The sequence below is a fragment of the Chryseobacterium carnipullorum genome (assembly GCF_900142785.1).
GTDB classification, from domain to species: domain Bacteria; phylum Bacteroidota; class Bacteroidia; order Flavobacteriales; family Weeksellaceae; genus Chryseobacterium; species Chryseobacterium carnipullorum.
The window spans coordinates 30,510-55,773 of the sequence record NZ_FRCD01000025.1; the positions used below are offsets into that span (position 1 = coordinate 30,510).

The following is a 25,264-nucleotide window of genomic DNA, read 5'->3' on the forward strand; positions in this document are numbered from 1 at the left end:
GTTGCAGATATTAGATATCAGGTTGCAGTTGATAGTTGTTTGTCGTACCATTTTCTTCAGTTAGTTTAACTAAAGTGTATCTATATGGCAAATTTTAAGGAACTTCTGGTTTGGCCGAAATCGGTAGATTTTGTTACAGATATTTATAAAAGTACAGGATCTTTTCCGAAAGATGAAAATGAGGACAATTATCAAAAATTAAATAATGCAATCATAGAAATTTCAAAAATGCTGAATGGTTTAATAAACTCCCTACAATAAGTTTAACATAGCACCTGCAAACTGCTGCCGTCAATTTATTACCTAAAAAAATGAAAAACCTATACATCAATACACGATTTTTCTTTTCGCTCATAGGAGTGGGGATTGTGTACGTCCTTGCATTTTTCTTTCCGGTTCTGATGTGGGCGGCTCACCTGCTTTTGCTGATCTGTTTTCTTGCTGCCATGGTAGATTATCTTTTATTGTTTAATCAAAAGAATGCACTGCTTGCCCAAAGAATACTGCCGGAAAAACTGTCCAATGGAGATGAAAATTTTGTAAAAATTGACCTTAAAAACAATTATAGTTTTAAGATCAGGACCAGGATTATTGATGAAATTCCGTTCCAGTTCCAAAAGAGAGATTTTTTAATTACAAAAGATATTGAATCCGGTAGAAATACCTATTTCCAATACAGCCTTGAGCCCAAAGAAAGAGGAGAGTACAGCTTTGGAAACCTTAATGTATATGCATCCTCACCACTGGGATTTGTATCCAGAAGATTTAATTTCCAGAAAGACGTTATGCTGCCCGCGTATCCATCCTTCGTACATCTCAGAAAATATGAATTGATGGCACTGCAGAGTGAATTTATGCTCGGTGGAATCAAAAAAATCAGAAAACTGGGACATACCATGGAATTTGAACAAATCAAAGAATATGTTCCCGGAGATGATATCAGAACCATCAACTGGAAAGCTACCTCTAAAACCAACCGATTAATGGTGAATCAGTTTCAGGATGAGAAATCACAACGTATCTTTATTCTGATCGATAAAGGAAGGACCATGAAAATGCCTTTCAATGGGTTGAGTCTGCTTGATTATTCCATCAATGCCGCAATGGCCCTGTCCCATATTATCCTGAAGAAAGGGGATCGTGCAGGAATGATGACTTTTTCTAAAAAGACTGAAAATAAAATCGCTGCTGAAAATAAATCAGGACAGCTGAGAAAGATCTCGGAAGCTCTCTATAATATTAAAACAGACTTTTTTGAAAGTGATTTTAACCGCCTTTATCAGGATGTGAAATATTCTCTGAACCAAAGGAGTCTTGTCTTGCTTTTTACCAATTTTGAAACATTGGACGGTTTAAACCGGCAGCTGAAATATCTTCGGGGGATTGCCAAAAATCATCTTTTAGTCGTTATCTTTTTCAAAAACTCAGAACTGCAGACCCTGATTCATAAAAACCCGGAGAATATGCAGGAAATTTATGATGAAATTGTTGCAGAAAAATTTGAGTTTGAAAAGAAGCTCATTATCCAGGAACTTAGAAAGTATGGGATCTACACGGTGTATACTTTGCCTGAGAATTTAAATATTGACGTTATCAATAAATATCTTGAGATAAAAGCGAGAGGAATTTTATAATTTTGCATTCATAATAAATCCAATGGCTTCTGAAATTCTGAACGGAGCCCAAAAATCTTACAATAAAATTTGAAATGAAAATAACCCTAAACAGAATCAACGACGATTTTTTATTTGAATGTACCAATTCCCAGGGAAATTCAATCCTTTTGGATAATACTTCACAGCCGGGAGCTAAAGGCGTTTCTCCAATGGAAAGTGTACTGATGGCCGTTGCAGGTTGCAGTGGGATAGATGTAGTCGCTATCCTGAAAAAACAGCGTCAGGAAATTACAGGTTTTAAAGCTGAAGTAGAAGGAGAAAGAGTTCCTGTAGACGATGCAAAACCTTTTAAATCCATTAAAGTAAGATTTCTTCTCGAAGGAAATATAGATCCTAAAAAAGCACTGAAAGCAGCAGAGCTGTCTTTTGAAAAATACTGTTCCGTATCAAAAACTTTAGAGCCGAATGTAGAGATTGGATATGAAGTTCTTGTCAACGGCGAGAAAATTTAATCTTTTGAATTGATAATAAGAGGCCGGCCCATTTGGGCCGGCCTCTGTATTTTATACCGTTAATCTGGGTTTCATAAGCTTGGCTACCGTTGCTGTCCATCCGGTCTGATGGGAAGCTCCTACACCGCGGCCATTATCCCCGTGAAAATATTCAAAAAACGTAATGTAATCCTTAAAATGTTCATCATAATTGAACTTGGCATTTCCGCCGTTGAAAGGTCGCTGTCCGTCTTCATCCTTTAAAAATAAAGAGCAGAGTCTTTTGCTGATATTCTGTGCCACTTCATCCAGATTTTTCTTTTCACCACTTCCCGTTGGGAATTCCACTTTTAAACTGTTGCCATAGTAAAAATGAAAACGCTGTAAACTTTCCACAATCAGGAAATTGATAGGGAACCAGATCGGGCCACGCCAGTTGCTGTTTCCTCCAAACATACGGCTGTCGCTTTCGGCAGGAGTATAGTAGACCACATTTTCTGTACCGTGAACTGAAAATACAAACGGATTTTCCTCGTAGACTTTTGACATCGCACGGATTCCATAGGAACTTAAAAATTCTTTCTCGTCCAGCATTCTCCTTAAAACCTTGGTCAATCTGTTCTTACGCAGGATACTCATCAGGTGTTTTCTGCCCTGTCCTTCCTCATCCCAGTGCGAAACCAGCTTTGTAAGCTCAGGTTTATTTTTTAATACCCATTCCATTCTTGCCTGGAAATTTGGCATCTTATCCAATAATTTATGATCGATGATTTCTACGGCAAACATCGGGATCAGCCCTACAATACTTCTTAATTTTAAAGAAACACTTTCACCGTTCCCTAATTGCAGCACATCATAGAAAAAGCCGTCTTCCTCGTTCCATAGGCCTTCTTTGCCATCCCCTAAATTTTCCATTGCTTCCGCGATATACAGATAATGCTCAAAGAACTTAATAGCCATATCTTCATACACCTGATAATATTGCGCAAGTTCCATCGCTATCCGCATCATATTAAGCGCATACATCGCCATCCAGCTTGTTCCGTCCGCCTGTTCCAGATGCTGTCCGTCCTTCAGTTCCATATTACGGTCAAAAGCCCCGATATTATCCAGTCCCAGGAAACCACCACCGAAAATATTATTTCCGCTCTGGTCCTTCCTGTTGACCCACCAGGTAAAATTCAGGAGAAGTTTCTGGAAAACTTTTTCCAGAAATAAAAGATCGGGTTTACCGTTTTGTTTTTCATCGATCTTAAAAACCCTGAAGCAGGACCAGGCATGTACAGGTGGATTCACATCGCTCAGATTCCATTCATAAGCAGGAAGCTGTCCATTCGGATGCATATACCATTCCTTGGTCAAAAGAAGAAGCTGTCCTTTAGCAAATTCAGCATCAATGATAGAAAAAGGAACGCAGTGAAATGCGAGATCCCAGGTGGCGTACCATGGATACTCCCATTTATCAGGCATCGAAATAATATCCTTATTGTGAAGGTGATTCCATTCCGTATTTCTTACATAGTCGTTGAAATTTCTCGGAGCATTATGATTTGGATCGCCTTTCAGCCATTTTCCTACATTGTAATGATAGAACTGTTTATTCCACAAAAGTCCTGCAAAAGCCTGTCTTTGGACATTCGTTTCATCTTCGTTCGTCGTTTCACTCTGAATCTCCTGATAAAACTCGTTCGTCTCAGCAATTCTTCTGGCAAAGATCTCGTCAAACTGATCAAAAGGACCGTCAATTTCCTCAGGACATAGCCTGAAATCAAAAGTTTTCGATTGTCCAGCTTCAATACAATCATCAATGATAAAAGAACCTTTACTTCCTCGTTTTTCAGGATTTACCGTATTACTTCCATAAACGATATGATCATTAATTCCGTCCTTGAAGTACGTATTTCCGGTATAAGGCGCTCCATACAATTTAGGGGCATTGGTTTCGTTTTCACAAAACGCACTTTTCGCTGCCAGATTTCTCGAATAGATTTTTTTGATCGAGATGCTGTCATGGTTAATATCAATGCATCCGTCGAACGAAGCATTCATTTGTCCTTTATATGTATTGTAGCCCCATTTCCAGTTATTTCTGAACCACGCAGTCGGTGCTATTACAATGGGAGCATCTTGTTTGCTTCTGTTATGAACCGTTACTCTTGCCAGAATATCATTGTGATCCGCTTTACAGTATTCAATGAAAATATCAAAATATTCATCATTGTCAAAAATTCCCGTATCAAAAATCTCGTATTCAGGTTCCTTTTTGCTTCGTCTTCCGTTTTCAGCCACCAGATCATCATAGGGAAATGCATTGATCGGATATTTGTATACCATTTTCATATAACTATGAGTAGGCGTATTATCCAGGTAATAAAAGATCTCTTTAATATCCTCCCCGTGGTTTCCCTGAGGATTACTCAGTCCGAAGAAACGTTCCTTGACTATTTTATCTTTTTTGTTCCAGAATGAAAATGCAAAACAGAAAATCTGTTTCACATCAGAGATTCCGGCGATGCCTTCTTCTCCCCATCTGTAGGCGTAGCTTTCTGCATTATTATGGTTGGCGTAATGCCATGCATTTCCGTTCGGGCTGTAGTCTTCACGTACATTTCCCCACTGCCGGTTGCTTACGTACGGACCCCAGTTTTTCCATTTGGAATCTTGTAATCTTTCTTTTTCAACAATCATATTTCATCACTTTTTTCAATACGAAGGTAGTTTTTTTGAAAAATAATTCCAATTCCTTTCATCTGAAGAATTCTTAACATAGCCTTGAAACACTTATTATTACAGGCTTTTTTAATATTAAATATTTTTTTTGAAAAATTAAAAAGAAAAGACTTATCTTTGCAGAGCGTTCATTCAAATATTGAAAATGTTATCAAGAAAGGTTGAGGGATTAGACCCTATGAAACCTTAGCAACCCTTTGTGCAAGCAAAGAAGGTGCTACGTTCTACCAATTTATTTTGGACAGATAACTTACTGAAGTTCTTTTCAGCCATTTCCTGTGGCATTTTCAATTGTATTAAAATAATAATAGAATTGAAAACAGAACTAAACTATATACATCTTTCGTATCAGAATTATTCCCAAAAGGAATACCATATCCCGTTGACTTATCAGATCTTCGGGAAAGACCTGTTTACCGCACCTCTTATATTGGTTAATCATGCTTTAACAGGAAATTCAAATGTTTCCGGAGAAAAAGGATGGTGGAAACAATTGATTGGTGCAAATCAGGTGATCGATACGAATAAATACACCGTTCTCTGTTTCAATATCCCCGGAAACGGATATGATCATTTTTTAATTGACGAATACGAAGACTTCACCCTTTCAGATATTGCTCAAATATTTTTGAAAGGGCTCGAAGCTTTACATATCAAAAACATATATGCCATTATTGGAGGCTCTCTCGGAGGAGGAATTGCCTGGGAAATGCTTTCCAGACAGCCACACCTCGCAGAGATATTCATCCCCATTGCCTGCGATTTTAAAACGCATGACTGGCTTCACGCACAGTGTCTGGTTCAGAAATTTTTGCTGAACGGAAATGACGAACCTCTGCAGAAAGCAAGGATTCACGCTATGCTGTGTTACAGAACTCCCCAGTCTTTAAATGACAGATTTCAAAACAGATATCATCAGGGAAATCAGCGGCTAGAGTCAGAAGACTGGCTTGTCTATCACGGTAATTCATTAAACGATAGATTTAGTTTAGAGTCTTATAAGCTGATGAATCATTTGCTGATGAATATTAATACCCACGAAGATCAACTGGAAAAAATCGGAGCACGAATGCACCTGATCGCTGTAGATACAGATTTATTCTTTCCTGCCTCAGAAATTCGAATGTGCTTTGAAAAGCTGAAGGCGAAAAAGAAAGATGTTTTCTATCATGAGATACAGTCTATTCATGGCCATGATGCCTTCTTAATGGAATACGAACAATTAAATAATATCATAAATAATATTTTGTAGAATGAAATGGCGCGGAAGCGAAGTTTTATCTGACAAATGACAAACAAAAAATTAGAAACAGATGAAAAATGCGAAAGAGATTAAGTTTTTAAAAAACAGATCAATCATCAAATTTGAAGGAGAAGATTTCTTAGGTGAAATCGGGATCGACGGAAGGATTTTTAAGGCGCTTACCTTAGCGCGAATCAGTGTAGGGGTAATTTCCCAGCAGGCTATTGAAAACGGACTTTCTATTCTGGTCAATGAGGCAGATGCAGAAAAAGCGGTTGCCTGTCTGATTGATGAATTTGAAGCAGAAAGAAAATCAGGAAAGGTTTCACAGATCTATAGCATTAATAATGTTTCCGTACTTGGATTTGTAGCGGAAGATTTCAATAAAGTTTTGGCAGAACTGGCCAGAAATAATGTTTTCCCTCTTCTTTTAAACCAGGTTGCAGGAGAAAACAGAGTCAATATTGTAGTGACCTCCTCACAGGATGAAAAAACGAAGAATGTTATTGAATCTGAAATTTTCAATAAGCCTAAAACCGTTCATTTGGCAATTATCGGTCATGGAAACGTGGGAAAAACTTTAATAGAACAGGTATTGCGGTCTTCAGAAGAAATCAGAAGACGTAAAAAAATAGACCTTAAGGTAGTGGCAGTAGCCAATTCAAGAAAAATTGCTTTCAATAAAAAAGGCTTTAATGCAGATTGGAATGATGAGGTTTTAACAGCGCAACATCCATCCAATGTTGAAGAGCTGATCAGCTTCTCAAAAGAAAATCAGCTGGAAAACCTTATCGTTGTTGACAATACTGCGAGTAAAGATTTTGTGAAAAACTATCACGCCCTTGCTGAAAACGGTTTTGATCTGGTTTCTTCCAATAAAATTTTTAATACACTTCCCATCGAGGAATACCGTAAACTAAGATATACGTTGAGTAAAAATAACAGACGCTATCTTTATGAAACTAATGTAGGAGCAGGTCTTCCATTAATCGATACCATAAAACTATTGCACCTTTCAGGTGAAAACATCACCCGGATCAAAGGAGTATTCTCCGGTTCATTGAGCTATATCTTTAATAATTTCTCTGTGAGAAACGATAAGTTTTCAACCATCATCGGAGAAGCCATGGAAAAAGGATATACGGAACCTGATCCTCGTGAAGACCTGTCAGGAAATGATGTCGCCAGAAAGCTTCTGATCCTTGCTAGAGAGTTAGACCTGATCAATGAATTCCAGGATATTGATATCCAGAATTTAATACCGGAAAATCTTCTCTCTGTAGATAAAAATGAATTTATCTCAAGACTTGATGAACTGGATGAAGAATACCAGAAAATAAAAGAAGGGCAGGAGCCGGGACATGTACTTCGCTATGTAGGAGATCTTCATGGAGACCTTCAGAAAGACAAAGGACAGCTTGACGTAAAATTGGTTTCTGTACCGGGAAGTTCTGCTTTAGGCCAGCTTAAAGGTTCGGATTCCATTTTTGAGATTTATACAGAAAGTTATGGAGAAAACCCGATTGTGATCATGGGAGCCGGTGCCGGCGCTCAGGTGACCGCAAGAGGTGTTTTCGGTGATATTTTAAGAGTAAGTGAAACTAAATAAAAGATAATTTAACAATGTATCAATGTAACAGTTTACCAATAAATAGTACTACAACGGTCATTCTAAACTCATAGAGAATCTCATTGGTAGATTGGTATACTGATATATTGGTACATTTTATATAAACTATATGGAAAATTTTGAAACCTCCGCCATAAGAACCCAAACTGAAAGAACCCAGTTTGATGAACATTCTACACCGCTATATCTTACGTCCAGTTTTATTTTTCAGGATGCAGAAGATATGAGAGCGAGCTTTGCTGAAGAAAAATCTAAAAACCTTTACAGCCGTTTTTCCAATCCCAATGTGACTGAATTCACAGATAAGATCGTTACAATGGAAGGGGCAGAAGCAGGATATGCATTTGCAACAGGAATGGCAGCTATTTATTCCACATTTGCCACTTTACTGGATGCGGGAGATCATATCGTAAGCTGTCAGTCAGTTTTCGGATCTACCCATACTTTATTTACGAAGTATTTCCCGAAATGGAATATTGAAACGACCTATTTCAAAGCGGAAGATGCTAACAATGTTGAACAATACATTAAACCCAATACCAAGATCTTATACCTTGAAACGCCTACCAATCCGGCTATTGAAATTCTGGATCTTGAATTTTTTGGAAAAATTGCAAAAAAACATAATCTTATTTTTATTGTAGATAACTGTTTTGCAACGCCTTATCTTCAACAGCCTATTAAATATGGTGCAGATGTTGTTGTTCATTCTGCAACGAAACTTATTGATGGACAGGGCAGAGTATTGGGTGGTGTAGCCGTAGGAAAAGCTGATCTGATCAGGGAGATTTATCTTTTTGCAAGAAATACCGGACCTGCAATGTCACCTTTCAATGCCTGGGTATTGTCGAAAAGTCTGGAGACATTGGCTATCCGTGTAGAAAAGCATTGTGAGAATGCATTAAAGGTCGCAGAGTTTTTAGAGAGCCATCCCAATGTAGAATTCACTAAATATCCATTTTTAAAATCTCACCCAAGTTATGAAGTAGCGAAAAAGCAGATGAAATTGGGAGGTAATATTGTCGCATTTGAAATCAAAGGAGGAATAGAAGGCGGAAGAAATTTCCTGGATAAAATAAAAATGTGTTCGCTTTCTGCCAATTTGGGAGATACAAGGACTATCGTAACACATCCTGCATCAACCACGCATTCAAAACTGACTGAAGAAGAAAGAAATGAAGTCGGAATTACGGCAGGGCTTGTGCGTTGTTCGGTAGGTCTGGAACATATAGATGATATTATTGCTGACCTGAAGCAGGCTTTAGATTAGTTGAGAATTAATCGTTGAAAGTTGATACATATGAGCAGAGATTATACACAGTTGGAGGTTTGGAATGAAGGAAGGAAATTGGTTGTACTACTAGACAGTTTCACCAAAAAGAATCTTAGGAAAGAATTATCTGATTTTACCAGCCTGATCAGAAGAGCAGTGACTTCAGTTCCATTGAATATGGCCGAAGGATGCGGAACCCGGATTTCAAAAGATCCGCTCCAGTTTCTGCATATTGCCGGAGGATCTTTGTACGAACTTGAAACACAGCTTTGTTTGTCCTTAGGTCAGAACGAAATCTCTAAAAAGGATTTTGAGAAAGTAACCTCAAAAATACTTTTATGTAAAAAGCTTATCAGCGGATTTATCAATCATTATAAGAAAATAGAACATGAAAAATAGCAGACAAGACGCTCAACTTTTATCTCTTAATGCTCAGCTGGAAAAGAGAATTCTCGTTCTGGACGGCGCTATGGGAACTATGCTTCAGAGATATAAGTTCGAGGAGGAAGATTATCGCGGAGAACGTTTCAAAGACTGGGAACATTCCGTAAAAGGAAATAATGACCTGCTTTCTCTGACCCAGCCTCAGGCCATTGAAGAAGTGCATAGAAAGTACCTCGAAGCCGGGGCAGACATTATTGAAACCAATACGTTTTCAGGAACTACCATTGCCATGGCAGATTACCACATGGAAGAGCTGGTCTATGAACTGAATTATGAATCAGCGAAAATTGCCAGAAAAGTCTGTGATGAATTTACCGCCCAAAATCCTGATAAACCAAGATTTGTAGCAGGTTCCATTGGACCCACCAACAGAACAGCAAGCTTAAGTCCCGACGTTAATGATCCGGGATACAGAGCCATCACCTTTGAAGAATTAAGAGTAGCATACAAACAACAGTGTGAAGCTTTGCTGGATGGAGGTTCAGATATCCTTTTGGTAGAAACTATTTTTGACACCCTGAATGCTAAGGCAGCATTGTTTGCCATTGATGAGCTTCAGGAAGAAAGGAATATAAAAATTCCGATCATGGTTTCCGGAACAATTACTGATGCTTCAGGAAGAACATTGAGCGGGCAGACCGCAGAAGCTTTCCTGATATCAGTTTCACACCTTAACTTATTGAGTGTAGGATTTAACTGTGCTTTAGGTGCAGATCAGCTTACCCCTTATCTGGAAACTTTGGCTCATAATTCTGACTTTTATATTTCTGCTTATCCGAATGCCGGACTTCCGAATGCTTTCGGGAAATATGATGAGACACCGGAAGATATGGCAAGACAGATTAAGGAATATGTTGAGAAAAAACTGATCAATATTATTGGCGGATGCTGTGGTACGACGCCGGATCATATAAAAGCAATTTCAGATTTGGTGGCGCAATATCCGCCAAGAAAAGCAAAAGAATTTGTTTGATCAGGCCGTTTTTAAATTAAAACAAGAATAGAAGCTGGCTTATAAAAAGTTTCCGCTGTTTACCACTTTAGGCAGAGCTAGAGATCTGCAGAGACCGAATGCGGACAGTGCCTATTATAATTTAGCAGAATAAAAAATTAATGAAATATTTAAGATTATCAGGCCTTGAGCCTCTTATCATAACACCGGAAAGTAATTTCATCAACGTTGGTGAAAGGACTAATGTTGCCGGGTCCAAAAAGTTTTTAAGACTGATAAAAGAGGAAAAATTCTCTGAAGCACTTGATATTGCCAGAAATCAGGTAGATGGAGGTGCACAGATCCTTGATGTCAATTTTGATGACGGACTGATCGACGGAAAAGCGTCGATGATCAAATTCCTGAATTTAATAGCCTCAGAACCGGATATTGCAAGAATTCCGGTGATGATAGACTCTTCCAAATGGGAGATCCTGGAAGCAGGACTGCAGGTCGCACAAGGTAAATGTGTGGTGAATTCTATCAGTTTAAAAGGCGGTGAAGAAGAATTCATCAAACAGGCTAAAGCGGTCAAAAGATATGGAGCCGCAGTGATCGTAATGGCTTTCGATGAAGAAGGTCAGGCAGACAATTATGATCGAAGACTTGAAATTTCAAAACGGTCGTATGATATTTTGGTTAACCAGGTGGGTTTTCCGGCAGAAGATATCATTTTTGACCTGAATATTTTCCCGGTGGCAACGGGAATGGATGAGCACAGAAGAAATGCCATCGACTTCATTGAAGCAACAAGATGGGTTAGACAGAATCTTCCTTACGCTTCCGTAAGTGGTGGTGTAAGTAATGTCTCGTTCTCGTTCCGTGGAAATGATACCGTGAGAGAAGCAATGCACTCGGTATTTCTTTATCATGCCATTCAGGCAGGAATGAACATTGGAATCGTGAATCCTGCAATGCTGGAAGTTTATGACGAAATTAATAAAGAATTATTAGAGCTTGTAGAAGATGTCATTCTCGATAAAAGAGAAGATGCTACAGAAAGACTTTTGGATTATTCTGAAAAGAATAAATCGGTTAAAAAAGAGATCGTAGAAGAACTTGAATGGCGAACCAGGCCTCTGCAGGAAAGAATTACCCATTCTCTGGTAAAAGGGATCGACCGTTTTATAGAAGAAGATGTAGAAGAAGCCAGACAGATTGCTGAAAAACCTTTACATGTTATTGAAATTAACCTGATGACCGGAATGGGGGTTGTGGGAGACCTCTTCGGAAGCGGAAAAATGTTCCTTCCACAGGTGGTAAAATCTGCAAGGGTAATGAAAAAAGCAGTAGCCTATCTTCAACCTTTTATTGAGGCTCAGAAAGACGGTTCAAGACCAGCCAACGGAAAAATTCTGATGGCGACGGTAAAAGGTGATGTTCATGACATTGGTAAAAATATTGTGAGTGTTGTTTTGGGTTGTAATAATTATGAAATCGTTGACCTTGGAGTAATGGTTCCAGCTGAAAAAATTATTCAGGCTGCTATAGATCATAAGGTTGATGTGATCGGATTAAGCGGACTGATCACACCAAGTCTCGATGAAATGGTATACATCGCTTCCGAATTGGAAAGACAAAATCTCAATTTTCCTTTATTAATCGGTGGTGCTACAACTTCAAAAGCACATACCGCTGTGAAAATCGATTTAAAATATAAAAATGCGGTTGTTCATGTGAATGACGCTTCCAGAGCAGTGAATGTAGTGAGCTCATTGCTTGGAGACCGAAACAAAGAATATGTATCAGAGCTGAAAGATGAATACTCTGATTTCCGTGAGAAGTTCCTGAACAGACAGGTAGATAAAGATTATGTTTCCATTGAAGAAGCCAGAAAAAGTCATTTCAGTATCGACTGGGAAAATGAGGAGATCTTTACACCGAATAATTTAGGAGTAACCGTACTGGAAGATCAGGATTTGAATGAATTGCTTCCTTTTATCGACTGGTCTCCGTTTTTCAGAAGCTGGGATCTTCATGGTAAATATCCGGATATTCTCGAAGATGAGGTGGTGGGCGTTCAGGCTAAAGAATTGTTTAAAGATGCACAGGTTATTTTAAAGAGAATTCTTGATGAAAAATTACTCAAGGCAAAAGCCATCTTCGGGATTTTCAAAGCCAATTCAAATGAGACCGATGATATCTTAATCTTTAATGAAAATAATGAAGAGCAGGCTAGGTTTCTAACCTTAAGACAACAGGCACAACGCTCTAAAGGGAAAGAATATCTGGCATTAAGTGATTTTATAGCACCACAGAGTTCAGGGAAAACGGATTATGTTGGGGCTTTTTGTGTCTGTACCGGATTTGGAACCGATGAACTTTCGGATGAATATGAAAAAGCCAACGACGACTATAATGCCATCATGGTAAAAGCTCTTGCAGACAGATTCGCAGAAGCCTACGCGGAATTTTTACATAAAAAAGTAAGAACAGAATATTGGGGCTATGCCAATCAGGAAAGCCTGAGCAATGAAGATTTGATCGCAGAAAAATATAAAGGAGTTCGTCCTGCGCCTGGTTATCCTGCCTGTCCGGATCATCTGGAAAAGAAAACCATCTGGGATCTTTTAAAAGTAGAAGAAAATACAGGAGTTTTCCTCACCGAAAGTCTTGCCATGTTTCCTACAGCAGCCGTTTCCGGATATTATTTCGGAAGTCCGCATGCCAAATATTTTGGTCTTGGAAAAATTACCGAAGATCAGCTTCAGGATTATGCGAAAAGAAGAGGATGTTCCATAGACGAAGCAAGAAGGTGGTTATCTCCGAATCTAGCTTAAAAGTTGACGACAGATTGGTTCAGGTCATTCTACCGGGAACCAACAGCTCGTCAGCTGGCAACCATCAACAAAAAATAACTAAACTATAAAATGAAGATCACTGAACACATTAAGAACGCAAACGGGAAGACCTTATTCTCCCTGGAAGTGGTTCCGCCCCAGAAGGGAATTGGAATCGAAGATCTGTACACCAACATCGATCCGCTGATGGAGTTTAAACCTCCATTTATTGATGTTACCACTTCCAGAGAAGAGTATATTTACCTTGATAAAGGCAATGGCCTCATGGAGCGCCGTATCACAAGAATGCGTCCCGGAACCTTGGGGATTTGTGCTGCGATCCAGCATAAATATAACGTAGATACCGTTCCCCATCTTCTGTGCGGAGGTTTTACCAAAGAAGAAACAGAATACCTTCTCGTAGACTGTATGTATCTGGGAATAGATAACATCATGGCTTTGAGAGGTGATGCCATGAAAGGGCATCAATATTTCGAGCCTACACCGGGAGGCCATGCCAGCGCCATGGATCTTGTCCATCAGATCAATGATTTAGGAAGAGGGAAATACCTTCACAATGATGAGAAAGCCTGTGATGAACTCAATAAGTTTTGTGTAGGAGTGGCAGGTTACCCTGAAAAACATATGGAAGCCCCCTCTATGAATTATGATCTGAAATGGTTGAAACAAAAAGTAGATGCCGGAGCAGATTATATCGTTACCCAGATGTTTTTTGACAATAAAAGATTTATTGAATTTGTGACCAAAGCCAGAGAAATGGGAATTACCGTACCGATTATCCCGGGAATTAAACCTATTGCTACAAAAAAACATTTAAAAATTCTGCCACAGATATTCAAGATCGATCTTCCTGAAGAACTGATCAATGAAGTGGAAAAAGCCAAAAACAATGAAGCGGTAAAACAGATCGGAATAGAATGGGCCATTACCCAATGCAGAGAACTGCTTGATTTCGGAGTTCCTGTACTGCACTTTTACTCCATGGGGAAAAGCGATAATATTAAAAAAGTAGCCGGAGAGCTATTCTAATAGAGTATTTAATGAAAGGAGCCCTGCTGTTCAACGGCAGGGTTTTTTATTTAAAGAATAGGATGTCTTTCAAATTCTTGATCGCGGTCAAATAAATACCGGTAGGTAGCAAGTTTTCTGGTAACAGTAGTATCAAGACTCTCTGCTATTTTTATCATTTTAGGATTGAAATCTCCGATCCACTGGAGTTCCGTTGTTTTGAAATCTGTATGTTTTCTAAGATGTTGAGTCCCTTCCCAGATCATGTACCCATCAATCCCTTTCTTTTGCCATTCCGGAACCACCCCAAAAACAAGCCCTACCATTTTTTCATTCTTGGTGAATTGTTTGATCCACAAAAATTTGAGCTTTTCCACAATTCCAAACCGGCCGTTCAGGTATTTGAACCATTGGTTCACATCTGGAAGATTCATCCACATGGCAATAGGTTTTTCATTTTCATACACGAACCAGGAAATATGCTCATTGATAATAGGTTTCATGGTTTTAAACATTTTCAGAACCTTTGCTTCCTCCAGCCGCTTGCCTTCGCCATGGGCAGCCCAGGCCTGATTATAAATTTCGGTAAAATCTTTCGCGAATTTTGGAAGATCATTCTTTTTCATCGGTCTTGCTGAAATCGCGGGATTTCGGCTGTGTTTGGTATGCATGAGCGTAAAAATCCGGGAAACATCAGCGAAAATAGGCCGTGAAAAACAAAGTTGCTCAAAATACATCCTGAAGCCATAGTTCTCAAAAAGCTCTTTGTAGTAAGGGAAATTGTAGTTCATTCCAAACAGCGGTTCCGCAAAACCTTCCGTTAAGAGTCCCCAGAATTTATCCCGTTCCCCAAAATTGATCGGGCCGTCCATTGCTTCCATTCCTCTTTGCTGAAGCCACATTTTACAATGGTCGAAAATAAAATCGGCGGTTTGCTGATCATTAATGCAGTCAAAGAATCCAATTCCTCCGGTAGGCTGTTTCTGTTCATAAAGACCAGAGATAAAAACAGCCACTTTTCCTACCGTCTCATTCTGTTTGTTTTTAAATAAAAACCGTGTACATTCTCCATCCTCGAAAGATTTATTTTTTTCAGGATCAAAGATTTCTTCAATGTCCTGATTTCGGGGTCTGATATAGTTTTTGTCGCGCTGGTAAAGTTGGGCGGGAAATTCTAAAAATTTCTCTTTCTGGGTTTCTTTCTGTACTTCTTCGACAATAATCATAGGCTAAGTTGAGAATGGACAATGTTTTTCGTTCAAATAGAAATCGATGAACAGATTTTATCCGTATTTTTGTTGCAAATTAAATAAAAATGGTTGATTTTACCGATAACGACGATGATATTTTCACTGGAAAAGAACATACGCCTATTAGGAAAGATGCATTTGATAAATCGCCACAGGAAAAAATAGAAAAAATCACCGAACTTTTTGGTGAGATTATGGAAACACTGGGGATGGATATGACGGATGATTCTTTGAAGGATTCACCGAAGCGTGTTGCCAAAATGTATGTGAATGAAATTTTTGGAGGACTTCTTCCTGAAAACAAACCGGGAATTTCTACGTTTTCCAATAAATACAAATACCGCCAGATGTTGGTGGAAAAAGATATTACTGTATATTCATTCTGTGAACACCACTTTCTGCCGATTATCGGAAGAGCCCACGTAGCCTATATTTCAAACGGCGAAGTGATTGGCCTTTCCAAGATCAACAGGATTGTGGATTACTATGCAAAAAGACCGCAGGTTCAGGAAAGACTGACCATGCAGATCGTAGATGCTTTGAAAGAAGCATTGGGTACAAAAGATGTGGCCTGTATTATTGATGCAAAACATTTATGCGTCAACTGCAGAGGGATAAAAGATACCGCAAGTTCTACCATCACGGCAGAATTGAGTGGTATTTTCAGAACCAATCCTATTACCAGACAGGAATTCCTGCATTATGTGGGAAGTCATGCTAAACTGGATTATTAAGATACATGATTAATCAGATCATAAAGAAGAATATCAGATTACTTTCTGAAAGATATCATCATGACATATTGTATTACGAAGGTGTAATTACGATAAAAAATGAAAAAAATATCATTGAAATTTTCTCTCAGATAAAGGATCATGTTTCCATTACCTATAATTTTGAAGATGAAATTGAGAAGGTTGAAATCCGGGATATTGAAATTTATGATTTATTAATTAAAATTTTTCGGAGAAAAAACTTAGAAAAAGTAAATTTGAGTCCAGGTTATCCATTAAATTTAGCGGATCTTGAAGAAGAATTTGGAAATTTACATAGATTTGAAAAAGAATTAATAGCTCTTATCAATACTAAAACTGATTATTCTTTTATTGGAGGAAATCGGGTACTGACAGAGTTTTATAAAAATATCTTAATTTTAAGGGATGACATTGGAAGTTCAAAATCTAATGTGTTAAATATAAGTAATGATAAAATTTAAAAAAGTTTCGGATAAGATTTTTGTAACAACCATTATTTGTTGCTGCTGTCAATGCTTTCGTTAAACGGCTTCAGCCCTTTAATAAATTCTAAAACTAAACTTAAAATCATTACATCAAAAAAACAAAACGATGCTATTAAAAATATACAATTCGCTTACAGCAGAAAAAGAAATATTTAAACCCATTTTAGAAGGAAATATCGGAATGTATGTCTGCGGACCTACCGTGTACAGCAATGTGCATTTGGGAAATGTAAGAACCTTTCTTTCCTTTGATTTTATCTACCGTTCCCTGATTCATTTAGGGTATAAAGTAAGATATGTGAGAAACATTACCGATGCGGGCCACCTTACAGACGATGGAAATGTTGAGAACGACAGATTCGTTAAACAAACCCGTCTGGAGAAGCTTGAACCTATGGAAATTGTACAGAAATATACGGTGGATTTTCATAAAGTATTGGAAATGTTCAACCTCCTTCCTCCCAATATTGAACCTACAGCCACTGGTCATATTGTAGAGCAGATCGAGTTAACACAAAAGCTTATCGAAAGAGGTTTCGCTTATGAAAGCAATGGTTCTGTGTATTTCGATGTTCTGGAATACAATAGGAGAGGTCTGAATTATGGTGAGCTTTCAAAACGTAATATCGAAGAGCTTTTTGCCAATACCCGTGATCTTGACGGACAGGGTGAAAAGAAAAATCCACAGGATTTTGCCTTATGGAAAAAAGCATCGCCTGCTCACATTATGAGATGGAACTCCCCTTGGGGCGAAGGTTTTCCGGGATGGCACCTGGAGTGTACTGCCATGAGTACGAAATATTTAGGTGAGAAATTTGATATCCACGGTGGCGGAATGGATTTGAAATTCCCACACCATGAATGTGAAATTGCCCAGGGAAAAGCTTGCAATGATACGGCTCCGGTTAATTACTGGATGCACGCCAATATGTTGACGATGAACTCCCAGCGTATGAGTAAATCTACAGGGAACTACATTCTTCCGATGCAGTTAGTGACTGGAGAAAACGACTTCTTTGAGAAACCTTTCCATCCTACGATCGTGCGTTTCTGCTTCCTTCAGGCACATTACAGAAGTGTGCTGGATATCTCCAATGACGCGATGATTGCCAGTGAAAAAGGATTTATCAGATTAATGGAAGCGATCAAAGTATTGAACTCTATTGCTCCTGATAACGAAAAACAGTCTGGATTTGATCTTAAAGAGTGGAAAAACAAATGTTACGATGCCTTGACAGATGATTTCAACTCTCCGGTTCTGATTGCCCATTTATTTGAAGCCGTAAAATATATTTTCGCTTTAAAAGACGAGAAAGAGACCATTTCTTCTGAAAATCTTGAAGATTTAAAATCGACATTGAATGCATTGGTATTTGATGTTTTAGGACTTCAGAATATAGAAGAGAATAATAATGAGAAACTTGATCAGACTTTAAAGGTTTTGATTGAGCTTAGAAATCAGGCGAGAAAATCAAAAAACTTTGACCTTTCAGATCAGATCAGAGATAAACTGCTTGCTGAAGGTATTGAATTAAAAGATGGAAGAGACGGAACAAGTTACGTTCTGAATTAACCTAAAAATAAATAATACAGCTCCCGCAGCTCACTTCGATTCTCCAGATAATATCATATCAATCTGTTGTAATCTGTGTGATCTGCGGGAGTTTTTTTATGCTCATATTTTAGTGATTTCCTATCATCTTGTCCGTCTCTCGCAGATAGAGCATATCTAATACGGAAAACTTACTCACGGTGGTGGAGCCGGCAATCTTTACTTCATTGAATATACAGTTGAATTAATCAACCTTTGCGTTTAAACACACGAATTCCAGAAATTCTTTCACGGTTAGTACGAATAGTATAGTCTTTCAATAGTGGAATTTGTGAAAAAAATTGTGCTATTTATGTTTTAGAAAAAATAAAATATCATAATACCAATGTTTACATTAAATGAGTGTAAATATTATGTGAATGCTGCAGTTTTTTTATGATTCAATAGAGAAATTATGTAACTTAGTCATACTAAAATCATTACGAATCTAAATTCTATATACTATGAAAAAACATTTATTCCCTCTTTTTTTGCTTGCGATAAGCGCCAATGCTCAGGCACAGCAGGATTTATTTGCGATTGCAGGAAAAGATACTTCCAGCATTATTTTCAGTGATTTCCGTGTGATGGATGCGGCGAACGGTACTTCAGGAGAAAAGATATTCTCTGCTGATACTGCGGTAAAGGTGTTCTCTCAGGAAAGAAAAGGGAGTATTGTGGAAGATAAAAACTCCTATAGCCATTCGCAGGCGGTTACAATGGCAGCTCTGGCTTATGATCCATTGAACAACAACCTCGTCTATATGCCTATGTTTTCGTCCAATATTTATATTTTAAATGCGAAGACAAAAGAGATTACATTGGTGGACAATGCCGTATCAAAAGTAACGTCCTGTGATGTCAACTCGCATATCACGAGAATGACGGCAGGATATGACGGTAATATTTATGCTCTTAACAATGCGGGTACGCAACTTTTGCAAATCAGTAAAAAAGGAGGCCAGTATATGGTGAGCGATCTCGGAATTATTAAAGATGATGCTTCGAACGGAAAGAATTCATTTACAGCTATGGAAACAGGCTTCGGAGGTGATATGATTGGAGATGCAGAAAATAATTTTTATGTCTTTTCGGCCTCAGGAAATGTTTTTAAAATCATTGCAAAAGATTTAAAAGCAAAATTTGTAGGTAAGATTTCCGGTATTCCTGAGAATTATTCAGTCAATGGTTCAGCAGTCAATGCCAAAGGAAAAGTAGTCATTACCAGTGCCAAAGGGGACAACCTGTATGAAGTTGATTTGGCTACACTTCAGGCAAAATCTCTTCCAGGTAATGAAAAACCTCATATCTATGATTTGGCCAGTAAGTATTTTGCTAACGAAAGAACTGCTTCAGTCAATACATCATCTGCAATAGATATCTATCCTACAAGAGTAGATGAGCATTTAATCAACATTAGTGTCAATGATAAAGCAGTAAAAGGAAATCTCAGCCTTACTGTTTTTGATATTTCCGGCAAAAATGTATTGAAACAGAGTCTGTCTGTAAAAGGCGGTTCACTTAACCAGCAAGTTGATCTGAAAAATCTTGTGAGCGGAGCATATATTGTGAGCGTTGTAGAGGAATCAGGTAAGATTCTTTTAAACAAGAAAATTTTAGTTACAGAATAAAACGTTTCAGTTCTGGATCGGAATTTATTTCGAATCCATGAAAATAAAAAACCTTTTCAACCTATTTTGGAAAGGTTTTTTAATGATTATTTGATCTTGAATAAGTTTTATTTTTCGATATTAAAATGTATTTTTATAAAAAAATATAGATGAAATTATACTTTAATGTAGGATATAATGCAAAGGCCGGACAAAATCTGCAGCTATTGATTGTAGATGATAAAGGTACTGCGGTCCAGACTCATACCCTATTTTATGCAGAAAACGGCATTTGGAAATGTGAGGTAGATTATTTCTCAAAATCAATTTCATACAAATATCAGCTTACGGACGAAAAAGGAAACGTTCAGAGAGAAGAGTTTGTCCTGCATCATCTTAATTTTCCTCATAACTATAAGGAGTTTATTATTTTCGATGAATGGAATAATAAGAATTTTCCCGAGAATTATTTAAACAATAAGATTCTTTATAACAAGCTCAATCAGTTTGTTCCAGAAAAGGCAGTAGTTTTAAAAAAGCATACCCATTTATTCAGGATTGAAGCGCCAGTTTACAATCCGGACTGGACAATTGTATTGTTTGGAAGTACAGCTTCTTTAGGAAACTGGAATTATAAAAAAGCGATTCATCTTTCTCATACTGATTTTGGAATCTGGGAAGCATCTGTTGAGATTCCTGAGAACGAATTTATTCAATATAAGTATTGTATCTACGATAAAAAAGAAGGACGTGTGATTGACGTAGAGACGGGTGAAAACAGATTTACGCTCGCTAATCCACATGCAGATGTTCTGCAAATTGTTTCCGATCATTATTTTAAATTCAGGTCCTATCAAATGTACCATGATGCCGGAGTAGCGGTTCCTGTATTTTCGTTGAGAAGCGAGAATGGTTTTGGAGTCGGAGAGTTTTCAGATCTTAAAAAGCTTGCTGACTGGACGAATGAAACGAATCTGGGAATTATTCAAATCCTGCCAATTAATGATACAACGGCTAATTATTCATGGACGGATTCATATCCTTATGCAGCAGTTTCTGTGTATGCATTGCATCCCCAATATATTTCACTGGAAAATCTTGATTTCTCTTTACCGAAAGAATTAGTTTCTGAGTATCATACTGAGAAAGAGGCATTAAATACTCTGGATCTGATTGATTATGAAAAAGTAATTGCCGGGAAATGGAAGTTTTTAAAAGCGGTTTTCAATGCAGAAAAGGAGAAAATTTATAAAGACCGTAACTTCAAGAAGTTTATAAAGGATAATGAATACTGGCTGGTTCCCTATGCTGCTTTTTGTGTGCTTCGTGACAAATATAAAACGCCCAACTTCAACGACTGGAAAACTCATAAAAAATATATAGCCGGAAAAATTTCACAGTTTTTTACCGTAAAAAGCAAAGACTATGATGCTTCCATGCTGCATGCATGGGTACAATATCAGCTTCATCTGCAACTGAAAGATGCTGTAGAATACATCCACAGTTTAGGGGTTTCATTGAAAGGTGATCTTCCGATTGGTATTTACAGGTATTCTGTGGAAGCATGGACAGAACCTGAGCTGTTCGGAATGGATTTCCAGGCGGGCGCACCACCGGATCAGTTTACAGAACTGGGACAAAACTGGGAATTTCCTACGTATAATTGGGAAGCGATGAAGGAAGACGATTACCGCTGGTGGAAAAACAGATTTAAAGCACTCGAGCAGTATTTTGATGCAATGCGTATTGATCATATTTTAGGCTTTTTCAGAATCTGGAGAATGCCTGTATCTGCTACACAGGGAATCTTAGGGTATTTTTATCCTGCAGTTCCTGTCATGCTGGAAGAATTCAAAGCGAGACATATTCCCTTTGATTTTAACCGCTACTGTAAACCCTATATAAATGAAAGGATTCTTTGGGAGTATTTTGGTGAAAACAGCCATCAGGCCCTTGAATTTATTAACAGGAATAATGACGGAACATATTCATTCAAAGAAGAATTTGATACCCAAAGAAAGCTGACTGATTTCTTCAAAAAGAATCCGAAAAGGGCTCTGGAAGAAAAGCTTGTTTCTTTATGTGCGAATGTTTTGTTCCTTACTGAAGAAAGAAACGGTGAAACAGTATATCATCCAAGATTTAATGTTTACCGCACCGATTCCTATCAATATTTGCCAGAATGGGAACAAAAAGCAATCTACGACCTGTACCACGACTATTTCTTCAGAAGGCAGGATCATTTGTGGTACGAAAAAGCGATGGAAAAACTTCCGGTTATTCTGAATGCCACAAAAATGCTGATCTGTGGTGAAGACCTGGGAATGGTTCCTGCATGTGTACCGGTTGCGATGGACGAACTGGCAATTATAGCTCTGAAAGTACAACGTATGCCATCAGATAATATTCCGTTTTATAATCCCAAAAATGCTGATTATATGAATGTGGTGACAGCTTCTTCCCATGACAGCTCTACACTGAGACAGTGGTGGAAAGAAGATCCGGCTTTGACACAGAAATACTTTAACCAGCAGCTTGTTCAGTATGGAAAAGCTCCTGACGAAATGGATTCTCATCTGGCTGAAATTATCATGAAACAACATCTTTATAATGATGCGATGCTGGCCATTTTTCCGATCCAGGAATTTATGGCTACTGATCCTGAACTTACCAATCCGAATACGGATAATGAAAGGATTAATAATCCTGCGGTTTTCCCTCATTACTGGCGATACAGGATGCATCTGAAGCTTGAGGACCTGAAAGGAAAGAAGACTTTCAATCAAAAGATTTCCTACTGGATAAAAGATAGTGGAAGAGCATAAATTTAACAATTGATTATCAATTGGTTAACTATAATTTAAAAGAAGTTTGATCTTAGGATTTAACTTCTTTTTTTTATTGATATCCAAAAGATAGAATAAAGATATTCTACTATATATTAACCAATTAACGACTATAGAGATGAAAAAAATATTTTTGGGATTAGCTCTGGTGCTGGCAGCTTTGTCTTCCGCCCAGCAGTATCCAAATAACGGATGGGGAGATGACGGATATTATCAGAACGGAGGAAGTTATACCGATGAGGACGATAGAAACTATTTCCCGGACGATTATTATTACAACTATCCTCAGGACTATTATCCTAGCGATTATTATCAGGGATATTATAATGACTACAGAAACAGTATTACCAATATCAACTGGAATGTCTTTTTCAGAGAAAACAGGCTGAACCGCTGGCAGATGGATCAGATCATGAGTCTGAATAATTTATATGTAAGTTTCTCCACCTGGGATAATTTTTATAGATATAATCCGGATAGATGGTATTATGACCGATTCTACGCACTGGAAAGAATTTTAGGACCAAGGGTATTTGTCGTTTTCCAAAACAATTATTACCGGGGAGCAAGCCCGATCGCTTACTTCCAGAATTACAGAAGAACCTATTATGCGCCCAGATATGCGGTAATGCCGAGATACCGAAATGTTAATATCAATATATACAGAGTAGACAGATCAAGATTTCGAAGAATGGACAATCCAACCTTTAATGTGATCCGAACCAACGATAGAGCAAATAATGGTTTCAGAGGACCGGTAAGAGACGGCAGTAATTCGGGAGGTTTCAGAAATCAGGCTGGTAATGACCGAAGATCTGAAAATACAGGAGGTTTCCGTAGCGAAAACAATGGAGGAAGAAATAACGGTGGTTTCAGAGGAAGCTCTGAAAATAGCGGAACCAGAGGTGGATTTGGAAATAATGGAGGTTTCAGAGGAAGCGGTGAGGTAAAAAGAGAAAGTGCTCCAAGAAGAGAAAATAACAACGGAGGTTTTAGAGGAAGCAATGGTGGTTTCCGATCTGAAAATTCAACTTCCAGTCCTCAGAATAATAATGGAGGAGGTTTCAGAAACAGATTAGTAAGCAAATAAATAATTTTCATATATTATATTTAAGTGGTGTGAAGGGCAGATTTTAGGATCTGTCCTTTTTTGTTTTCTATTTTGTGATTTTGGTATTGAAATTTAACATTTTTTATGAATATCCTGATTTAACTTATCTTTTAACTATGAATCAAAAAGGTATATAACAATTAATTAAATATTTTTTAAGATGAAAAAATTAGTTTTAGCAATAGCATTTATTGGAATAGGAGGTTTTGCAATGGCTCAACAGACCACGACAACTCCACAGGACAAGCAGGCAAAAAGAGCAGAGATGCATCAAAAAATGGAGCAAAAGCATCAGGAGCATATGGATCAGATGCAGAAAGATCTTAACCTGAACCCGTCTCAGGTAGCTCAGATCAAAGCGCTTCATGAAAAGAGAAAATCTGAAATGAAAGCTGACTTTGATAAGAACAAGGACGCCAGACAGGCCAAAATGGAGGATATGAAAGCTAAGAGAGCTCAGATGGATGCGGATATGAAGAAGATTCTGACTCCGGATCAGTATGATAAATGGCAGGCCGATAGAAAAGCGAAGATGGAGCAGAGAAAGACAGCGATGAAGGATAGAAAGATGATGAAGAAGCCTATGAATACTGCAGCTCCTGCAGCCAATTAAGTGTTCATAATTTTTATTTTTTAATGTGGGAAGGACGGGGAAATACCCGTCCTTTTTGTATTAATTTTCATTAAAACTTTTGATTTCGGGCTTTTATTCCTTATTTTTGACTACAAATTTATACTTATGATCAGCGAAAAAATTGCAACGTTAATTAACGAACAGATAGCTCACGAACAATATGCAGCACAATATTACCTTTCTATGTCAGCCTGGTTTTCAGGAAAAGACCTTGATGGTATTGCAAATTATTTCAGAGTTCAGAGCAAAGAAGAATTGATGCATGCGGATAAAATGTTTGATTTTTTAAATGATGTAGGCGGAGAGATCATCATCGGAGAAATTGCAAAACCTCCACACGAGTTTGAAAATGCTACTGATATTTTTGAAAAAGCATTGGAGCATGAAAAAAAGGTAACAAGAAGTATCTTTAATATTGTAAAAAACGCTAATGATGAAGGTGATTTTGCAACAACATCTTTTATGCAGTGGTTCATCAACGAACAGGTAGAAGAAGAGGCTAGCGCTTCACAGTATGTGACAAAAATCAAGATGGTTTGCGATAATCCATCTGCACTCTATCTTTTTGATCAGGAATTATCTCAAAGAGTATTTGTACCGGCAACAAAAGCTTAAGCAAAATATATTGGTAAAAGCGCCCGGCCGTTCGAAGAACGGCCGGGCGCTTTTGTTTTTACTGATATCATATTGGGGAGAATGTGGATAAAATCCAAACTTATCCACAATGATTTTTAAGCTTTTCTTATAGTTATGGG

At 37.9% G+C, this 25,264-nt stretch carries 20 protein-coding genes and 1 riboswitch; of the genes, 18 read left to right on the forward strand and 2 right to left on the reverse strand.

All coding sequences use genetic code 11. The features are described 5' to 3' along the window. Positions 1 to 84: 84 nt before the first annotated feature. The 3 genes from BUC06_RS23965 to BUC06_RS21480 all read left to right on the forward strand — a co-directional run bounded on the left by BUC06_RS23965 (position 85) and on the right by BUC06_RS21480 (position 2,128). Entirely contained in the window at positions 85 to 261 is a 177-nt protein-coding gene (locus BUC06_RS23965) for a four helix bundle protein (RefSeq protein ID WP_167367458.1), read from the forward strand. A 50-nt stretch (positions 262 to 311) separates the two neighbouring features. Next, a complete protein-coding gene (locus BUC06_RS21475) occupies positions 312 to 1,634 on the forward strand; it encodes a DUF58 domain-containing protein (RefSeq protein WP_073336387.1) in 1,323 nt (440 codons plus the stop codon). A gap of 74 nt (positions 1,635 to 1,708) precedes the next feature. Then, the gene (locus BUC06_RS21480; RefSeq protein WP_073336389.1) at positions 1,709 to 2,128 is read left to right on the forward strand and encodes an OsmC family protein; all 420 of its coding nucleotides are present in this window, start codon (positions 1,709 to 1,711) and stop codon (positions 2,126 to 2,128) included. Between the two features lie 51 nt (positions 2,129 to 2,179). Here the strand turns inward: BUC06_RS21480 and BUC06_RS21485 are convergent, their stop codons facing one another. Beyond that, on the reverse strand, positions 2,180 to 4,795 hold the full coding sequence (locus tag BUC06_RS21485) for an MGH1-like glycoside hydrolase domain-containing protein (protein WP_073336391.1): 2,616 nt from the start codon (positions 4,793 to 4,795) through the stop codon (positions 2,180 to 2,182). A 187-nt stretch (positions 4,796 to 4,982) separates the two neighbouring features. After that, positions 4,983 to 5,089, forward strand: a riboswitch (SAM riboswitch). Positions 5,090 to 5,150: 61 nt separating this feature from the next. Between BUC06_RS21485 and BUC06_RS21490 the strand changes: the two genes are divergently transcribed. The 7 genes from BUC06_RS21490 (at position 5,151) to metF (ending at position 14,248) form a co-directional block, all read left to right on the forward strand. After that, on the forward strand, positions 5,151 to 6,089 hold the full coding sequence (locus tag BUC06_RS21490; RefSeq protein ID WP_073336393.1) for an alpha/beta fold hydrolase: 939 nt from the start codon (positions 5,151 to 5,153) through the stop codon (positions 6,087 to 6,089). 61 nt (positions 6,090 to 6,150) lie between these two features. Then, positions 6,151 to 7,689 carry an ACT domain-containing protein gene (locus tag BUC06_RS21495; protein ID WP_073336395.1) on the forward strand — a complete coding sequence of 513 codons (1,539 nt, stop codon included), beginning with the start codon at positions 6,151 to 6,153 and terminating at the stop codon, positions 7,687 to 7,689. 130 nt (positions 7,690 to 7,819) lie between these two features. Further along, complete coding sequence (locus tag BUC06_RS21500) at positions 7,820 to 8,980, forward strand: O-succinylhomoserine sulfhydrylase (protein WP_073336397.1); 1,161 nt, start codon at positions 7,820 to 7,822, stop codon at positions 8,978 to 8,980. A 30-nt stretch (positions 8,981 to 9,010) separates the two neighbouring features. Beyond that, positions 9,011 to 9,382 carry a four helix bundle protein gene (locus tag BUC06_RS21505; protein WP_073336399.1) on the forward strand — a complete coding sequence of 124 codons (372 nt, stop codon included), beginning with the start codon at positions 9,011 to 9,013 and terminating at the stop codon, positions 9,380 to 9,382. Continuing rightward, positions 9,372 to 10,400, forward strand: coding sequence for a homocysteine S-methyltransferase family protein (locus BUC06_RS21510; protein WP_073336401.1), 1,029 nt, complete (start codon positions 9,372 to 9,374; stop codon positions 10,398 to 10,400). Before BUC06_RS21505 ends, BUC06_RS21510 begins: the two co-directional genes overlap by 11 nt. A gap of 140 nt (positions 10,401 to 10,540) precedes the next feature. Continuing rightward, entirely contained in the window at positions 10,541 to 13,198 is a 2,658-nt protein-coding gene (gene metH, locus BUC06_RS21515; protein WP_073336403.1) for a methionine synthase, read from the forward strand. 90 nt (positions 13,199 to 13,288) lie between these two features. Then, positions 13,289 to 14,248: a methylenetetrahydrofolate reductase [NAD(P)H] gene (gene metF, locus BUC06_RS21520; RefSeq protein WP_073336405.1), complete on the forward strand. Its 960-nt coding sequence runs from the start codon at positions 13,289 to 13,291 to the stop codon at positions 14,246 to 14,248. A gap of 50 nt (positions 14,249 to 14,298) precedes the next feature. Here metF and BUC06_RS21525 read toward each other — a convergent pair whose 3' ends face one another. After that, on the reverse strand, positions 14,299 to 15,453 hold the full coding sequence (locus BUC06_RS21525; protein ID WP_073336407.1) for a hypothetical protein: 1,155 nt from the start codon (positions 15,451 to 15,453) through the stop codon (positions 14,299 to 14,301). 89 nt (positions 15,454 to 15,542) lie between these two features. On the opposite strand from BUC06_RS21525, the gene folE reads away from it, so the two are divergent. From folE to BUC06_RS21565, 8 genes are all read left to right on the forward strand, one after another. Beyond that, on the forward strand, positions 15,543 to 16,211 hold the full coding sequence (folE, locus tag BUC06_RS21530; RefSeq protein WP_034725871.1) for a GTP cyclohydrolase I FolE: 669 nt from the start codon (positions 15,543 to 15,545) through the stop codon (positions 16,209 to 16,211). Between the two features lie 5 nt (positions 16,212 to 16,216). After that, complete coding sequence (locus BUC06_RS21535) at positions 16,217 to 16,693, forward strand: hypothetical protein (protein WP_073336409.1); 477 nt, start codon at positions 16,217 to 16,219, stop codon at positions 16,691 to 16,693. A gap of 130 nt (positions 16,694 to 16,823) precedes the next feature. Next, the gene (gene cysS, locus BUC06_RS21540) at positions 16,824 to 18,290 is read left to right on the forward strand and encodes a cysteine--tRNA ligase (protein ID WP_073336411.1); all 1,467 of its coding nucleotides are present in this window, start codon (positions 16,824 to 16,826) and stop codon (positions 18,288 to 18,290) included. A gap of 482 nt (positions 18,291 to 18,772) precedes the next feature. Continuing rightward, a complete protein-coding gene (locus tag BUC06_RS21545) occupies positions 18,773 to 19,939 on the forward strand; it encodes a T9SS type A sorting domain-containing protein (RefSeq protein ID WP_073336413.1) in 1,167 nt (388 codons plus the stop codon). A gap of 149 nt (positions 19,940 to 20,088) precedes the next feature. Continuing rightward, the gene (locus BUC06_RS21550) at positions 20,089 to 22,743 is read left to right on the forward strand and encodes a 4-alpha-glucanotransferase (RefSeq protein ID WP_073336415.1); all 2,655 of its coding nucleotides are present in this window, start codon (positions 20,089 to 20,091) and stop codon (positions 22,741 to 22,743) included. Between the two features lie 139 nt (positions 22,744 to 22,882). Then, positions 22,883 to 23,854: a hypothetical protein gene (locus BUC06_RS21555; protein ID WP_073336417.1), complete on the forward strand. Its 972-nt coding sequence runs from the start codon at positions 22,883 to 22,885 to the stop codon at positions 23,852 to 23,854. A gap of 181 nt (positions 23,855 to 24,035) precedes the next feature. Beyond that, positions 24,036 to 24,488 carry a hypothetical protein gene (locus BUC06_RS21560; protein ID WP_073336419.1) on the forward strand — a complete coding sequence of 151 codons (453 nt, stop codon included), beginning with the start codon at positions 24,036 to 24,038 and terminating at the stop codon, positions 24,486 to 24,488. Between the two features lie 126 nt (positions 24,489 to 24,614). Next, complete coding sequence (locus tag BUC06_RS21565; RefSeq protein ID WP_073336421.1) at positions 24,615 to 25,124, forward strand: ferritin; 510 nt, start codon at positions 24,615 to 24,617, stop codon at positions 25,122 to 25,124. Positions 25,125 to 25,264: the final 140 nt, after the last annotated feature.

Coding starts and splice junctions, on each gene's coding strand:
- BUC06_RS21510 (WP_073336401.1), top strand. CDS start 9,372: ATGAAAAATAGCAGACAAGACGCTCAACTTTTATCTCTTAATGCTCAG.
- BUC06_RS21535 (WP_073336409.1), top strand. CDS start 16,217: ATGATTAATCAGATCATAAAGAAGAATATCAGATTACTTTCTGAAAGA.
- folE (WP_034725871.1), top strand. CDS start 15,543: ATGGTTGATTTTACCGATAACGACGATGATATTTTCACTGGAAAAGAA.
- cysS (WP_073336411.1), top strand. CDS start 16,824: ATGCTATTAAAAATATACAATTCGCTTACAGCAGAAAAAGAAATATTT.
- BUC06_RS21495 (WP_073336395.1), top strand. CDS start 6,151: ATGAAAAATGCGAAAGAGATTAAGTTTTTAAAAAACAGATCAATCATC.
- BUC06_RS21550 (WP_073336415.1), top strand. CDS start 20,089: ATGAAATTATACTTTAATGTAGGATATAATGCAAAGGCCGGACAAAAT.
- BUC06_RS21525 (WP_073336407.1), bottom strand. CDS start 15,453: ATGATTATTGTCGAAGAAGTACAGAAAGAAACCCAGAAAGAGAAATTT.
- BUC06_RS21475 (WP_073336387.1), top strand. CDS start 312: ATGAAAAACCTATACATCAATACACGATTTTTCTTTTCGCTCATAGGA.
- metH (WP_073336403.1), top strand. CDS start 10,541: ATGAAATATTTAAGATTATCAGGCCTTGAGCCTCTTATCATAACACCG.
- BUC06_RS21505 (WP_073336399.1), top strand. CDS start 9,011: ATGAGCAGAGATTATACACAGTTGGAGGTTTGGAATGAAGGAAGGAAA.
- metF (WP_073336405.1), top strand. CDS start 13,289: ATGAAGATCACTGAACACATTAAGAACGCAAACGGGAAGACCTTATTC.
- BUC06_RS21545 (WP_073336413.1), top strand. CDS start 18,773: ATGAAAAAACATTTATTCCCTCTTTTTTTGCTTGCGATAAGCGCCAAT.
- BUC06_RS21480 (WP_073336389.1), top strand. CDS start 1,709: ATGAAAATAACCCTAAACAGAATCAACGACGATTTTTTATTTGAATGT.
- BUC06_RS21560 (WP_073336419.1), top strand. CDS start 24,036: ATGAAAAAATTAGTTTTAGCAATAGCATTTATTGGAATAGGAGGTTTT.
- BUC06_RS21555 (WP_073336417.1), top strand. CDS start 22,883: ATGAAAAAAATATTTTTGGGATTAGCTCTGGTGCTGGCAGCTTTGTCT.
- BUC06_RS21565 (WP_073336421.1), top strand. CDS start 24,615: ATGATCAGCGAAAAAATTGCAACGTTAATTAACGAACAGATAGCTCAC.
- BUC06_RS21500 (WP_073336397.1), top strand. CDS start 7,820: ATGGAAAATTTTGAAACCTCCGCCATAAGAACCCAAACTGAAAGAACC.
- BUC06_RS21485 (WP_073336391.1), bottom strand. CDS start 4,795: ATGATTGTTGAAAAAGAAAGATTACAAGATTCCAAATGGAAAAACTGG.
- BUC06_RS23965 (WP_167367458.1), top strand. CDS start 85: ATGGCAAATTTTAAGGAACTTCTGGTTTGGCCGAAATCGGTAGATTTT.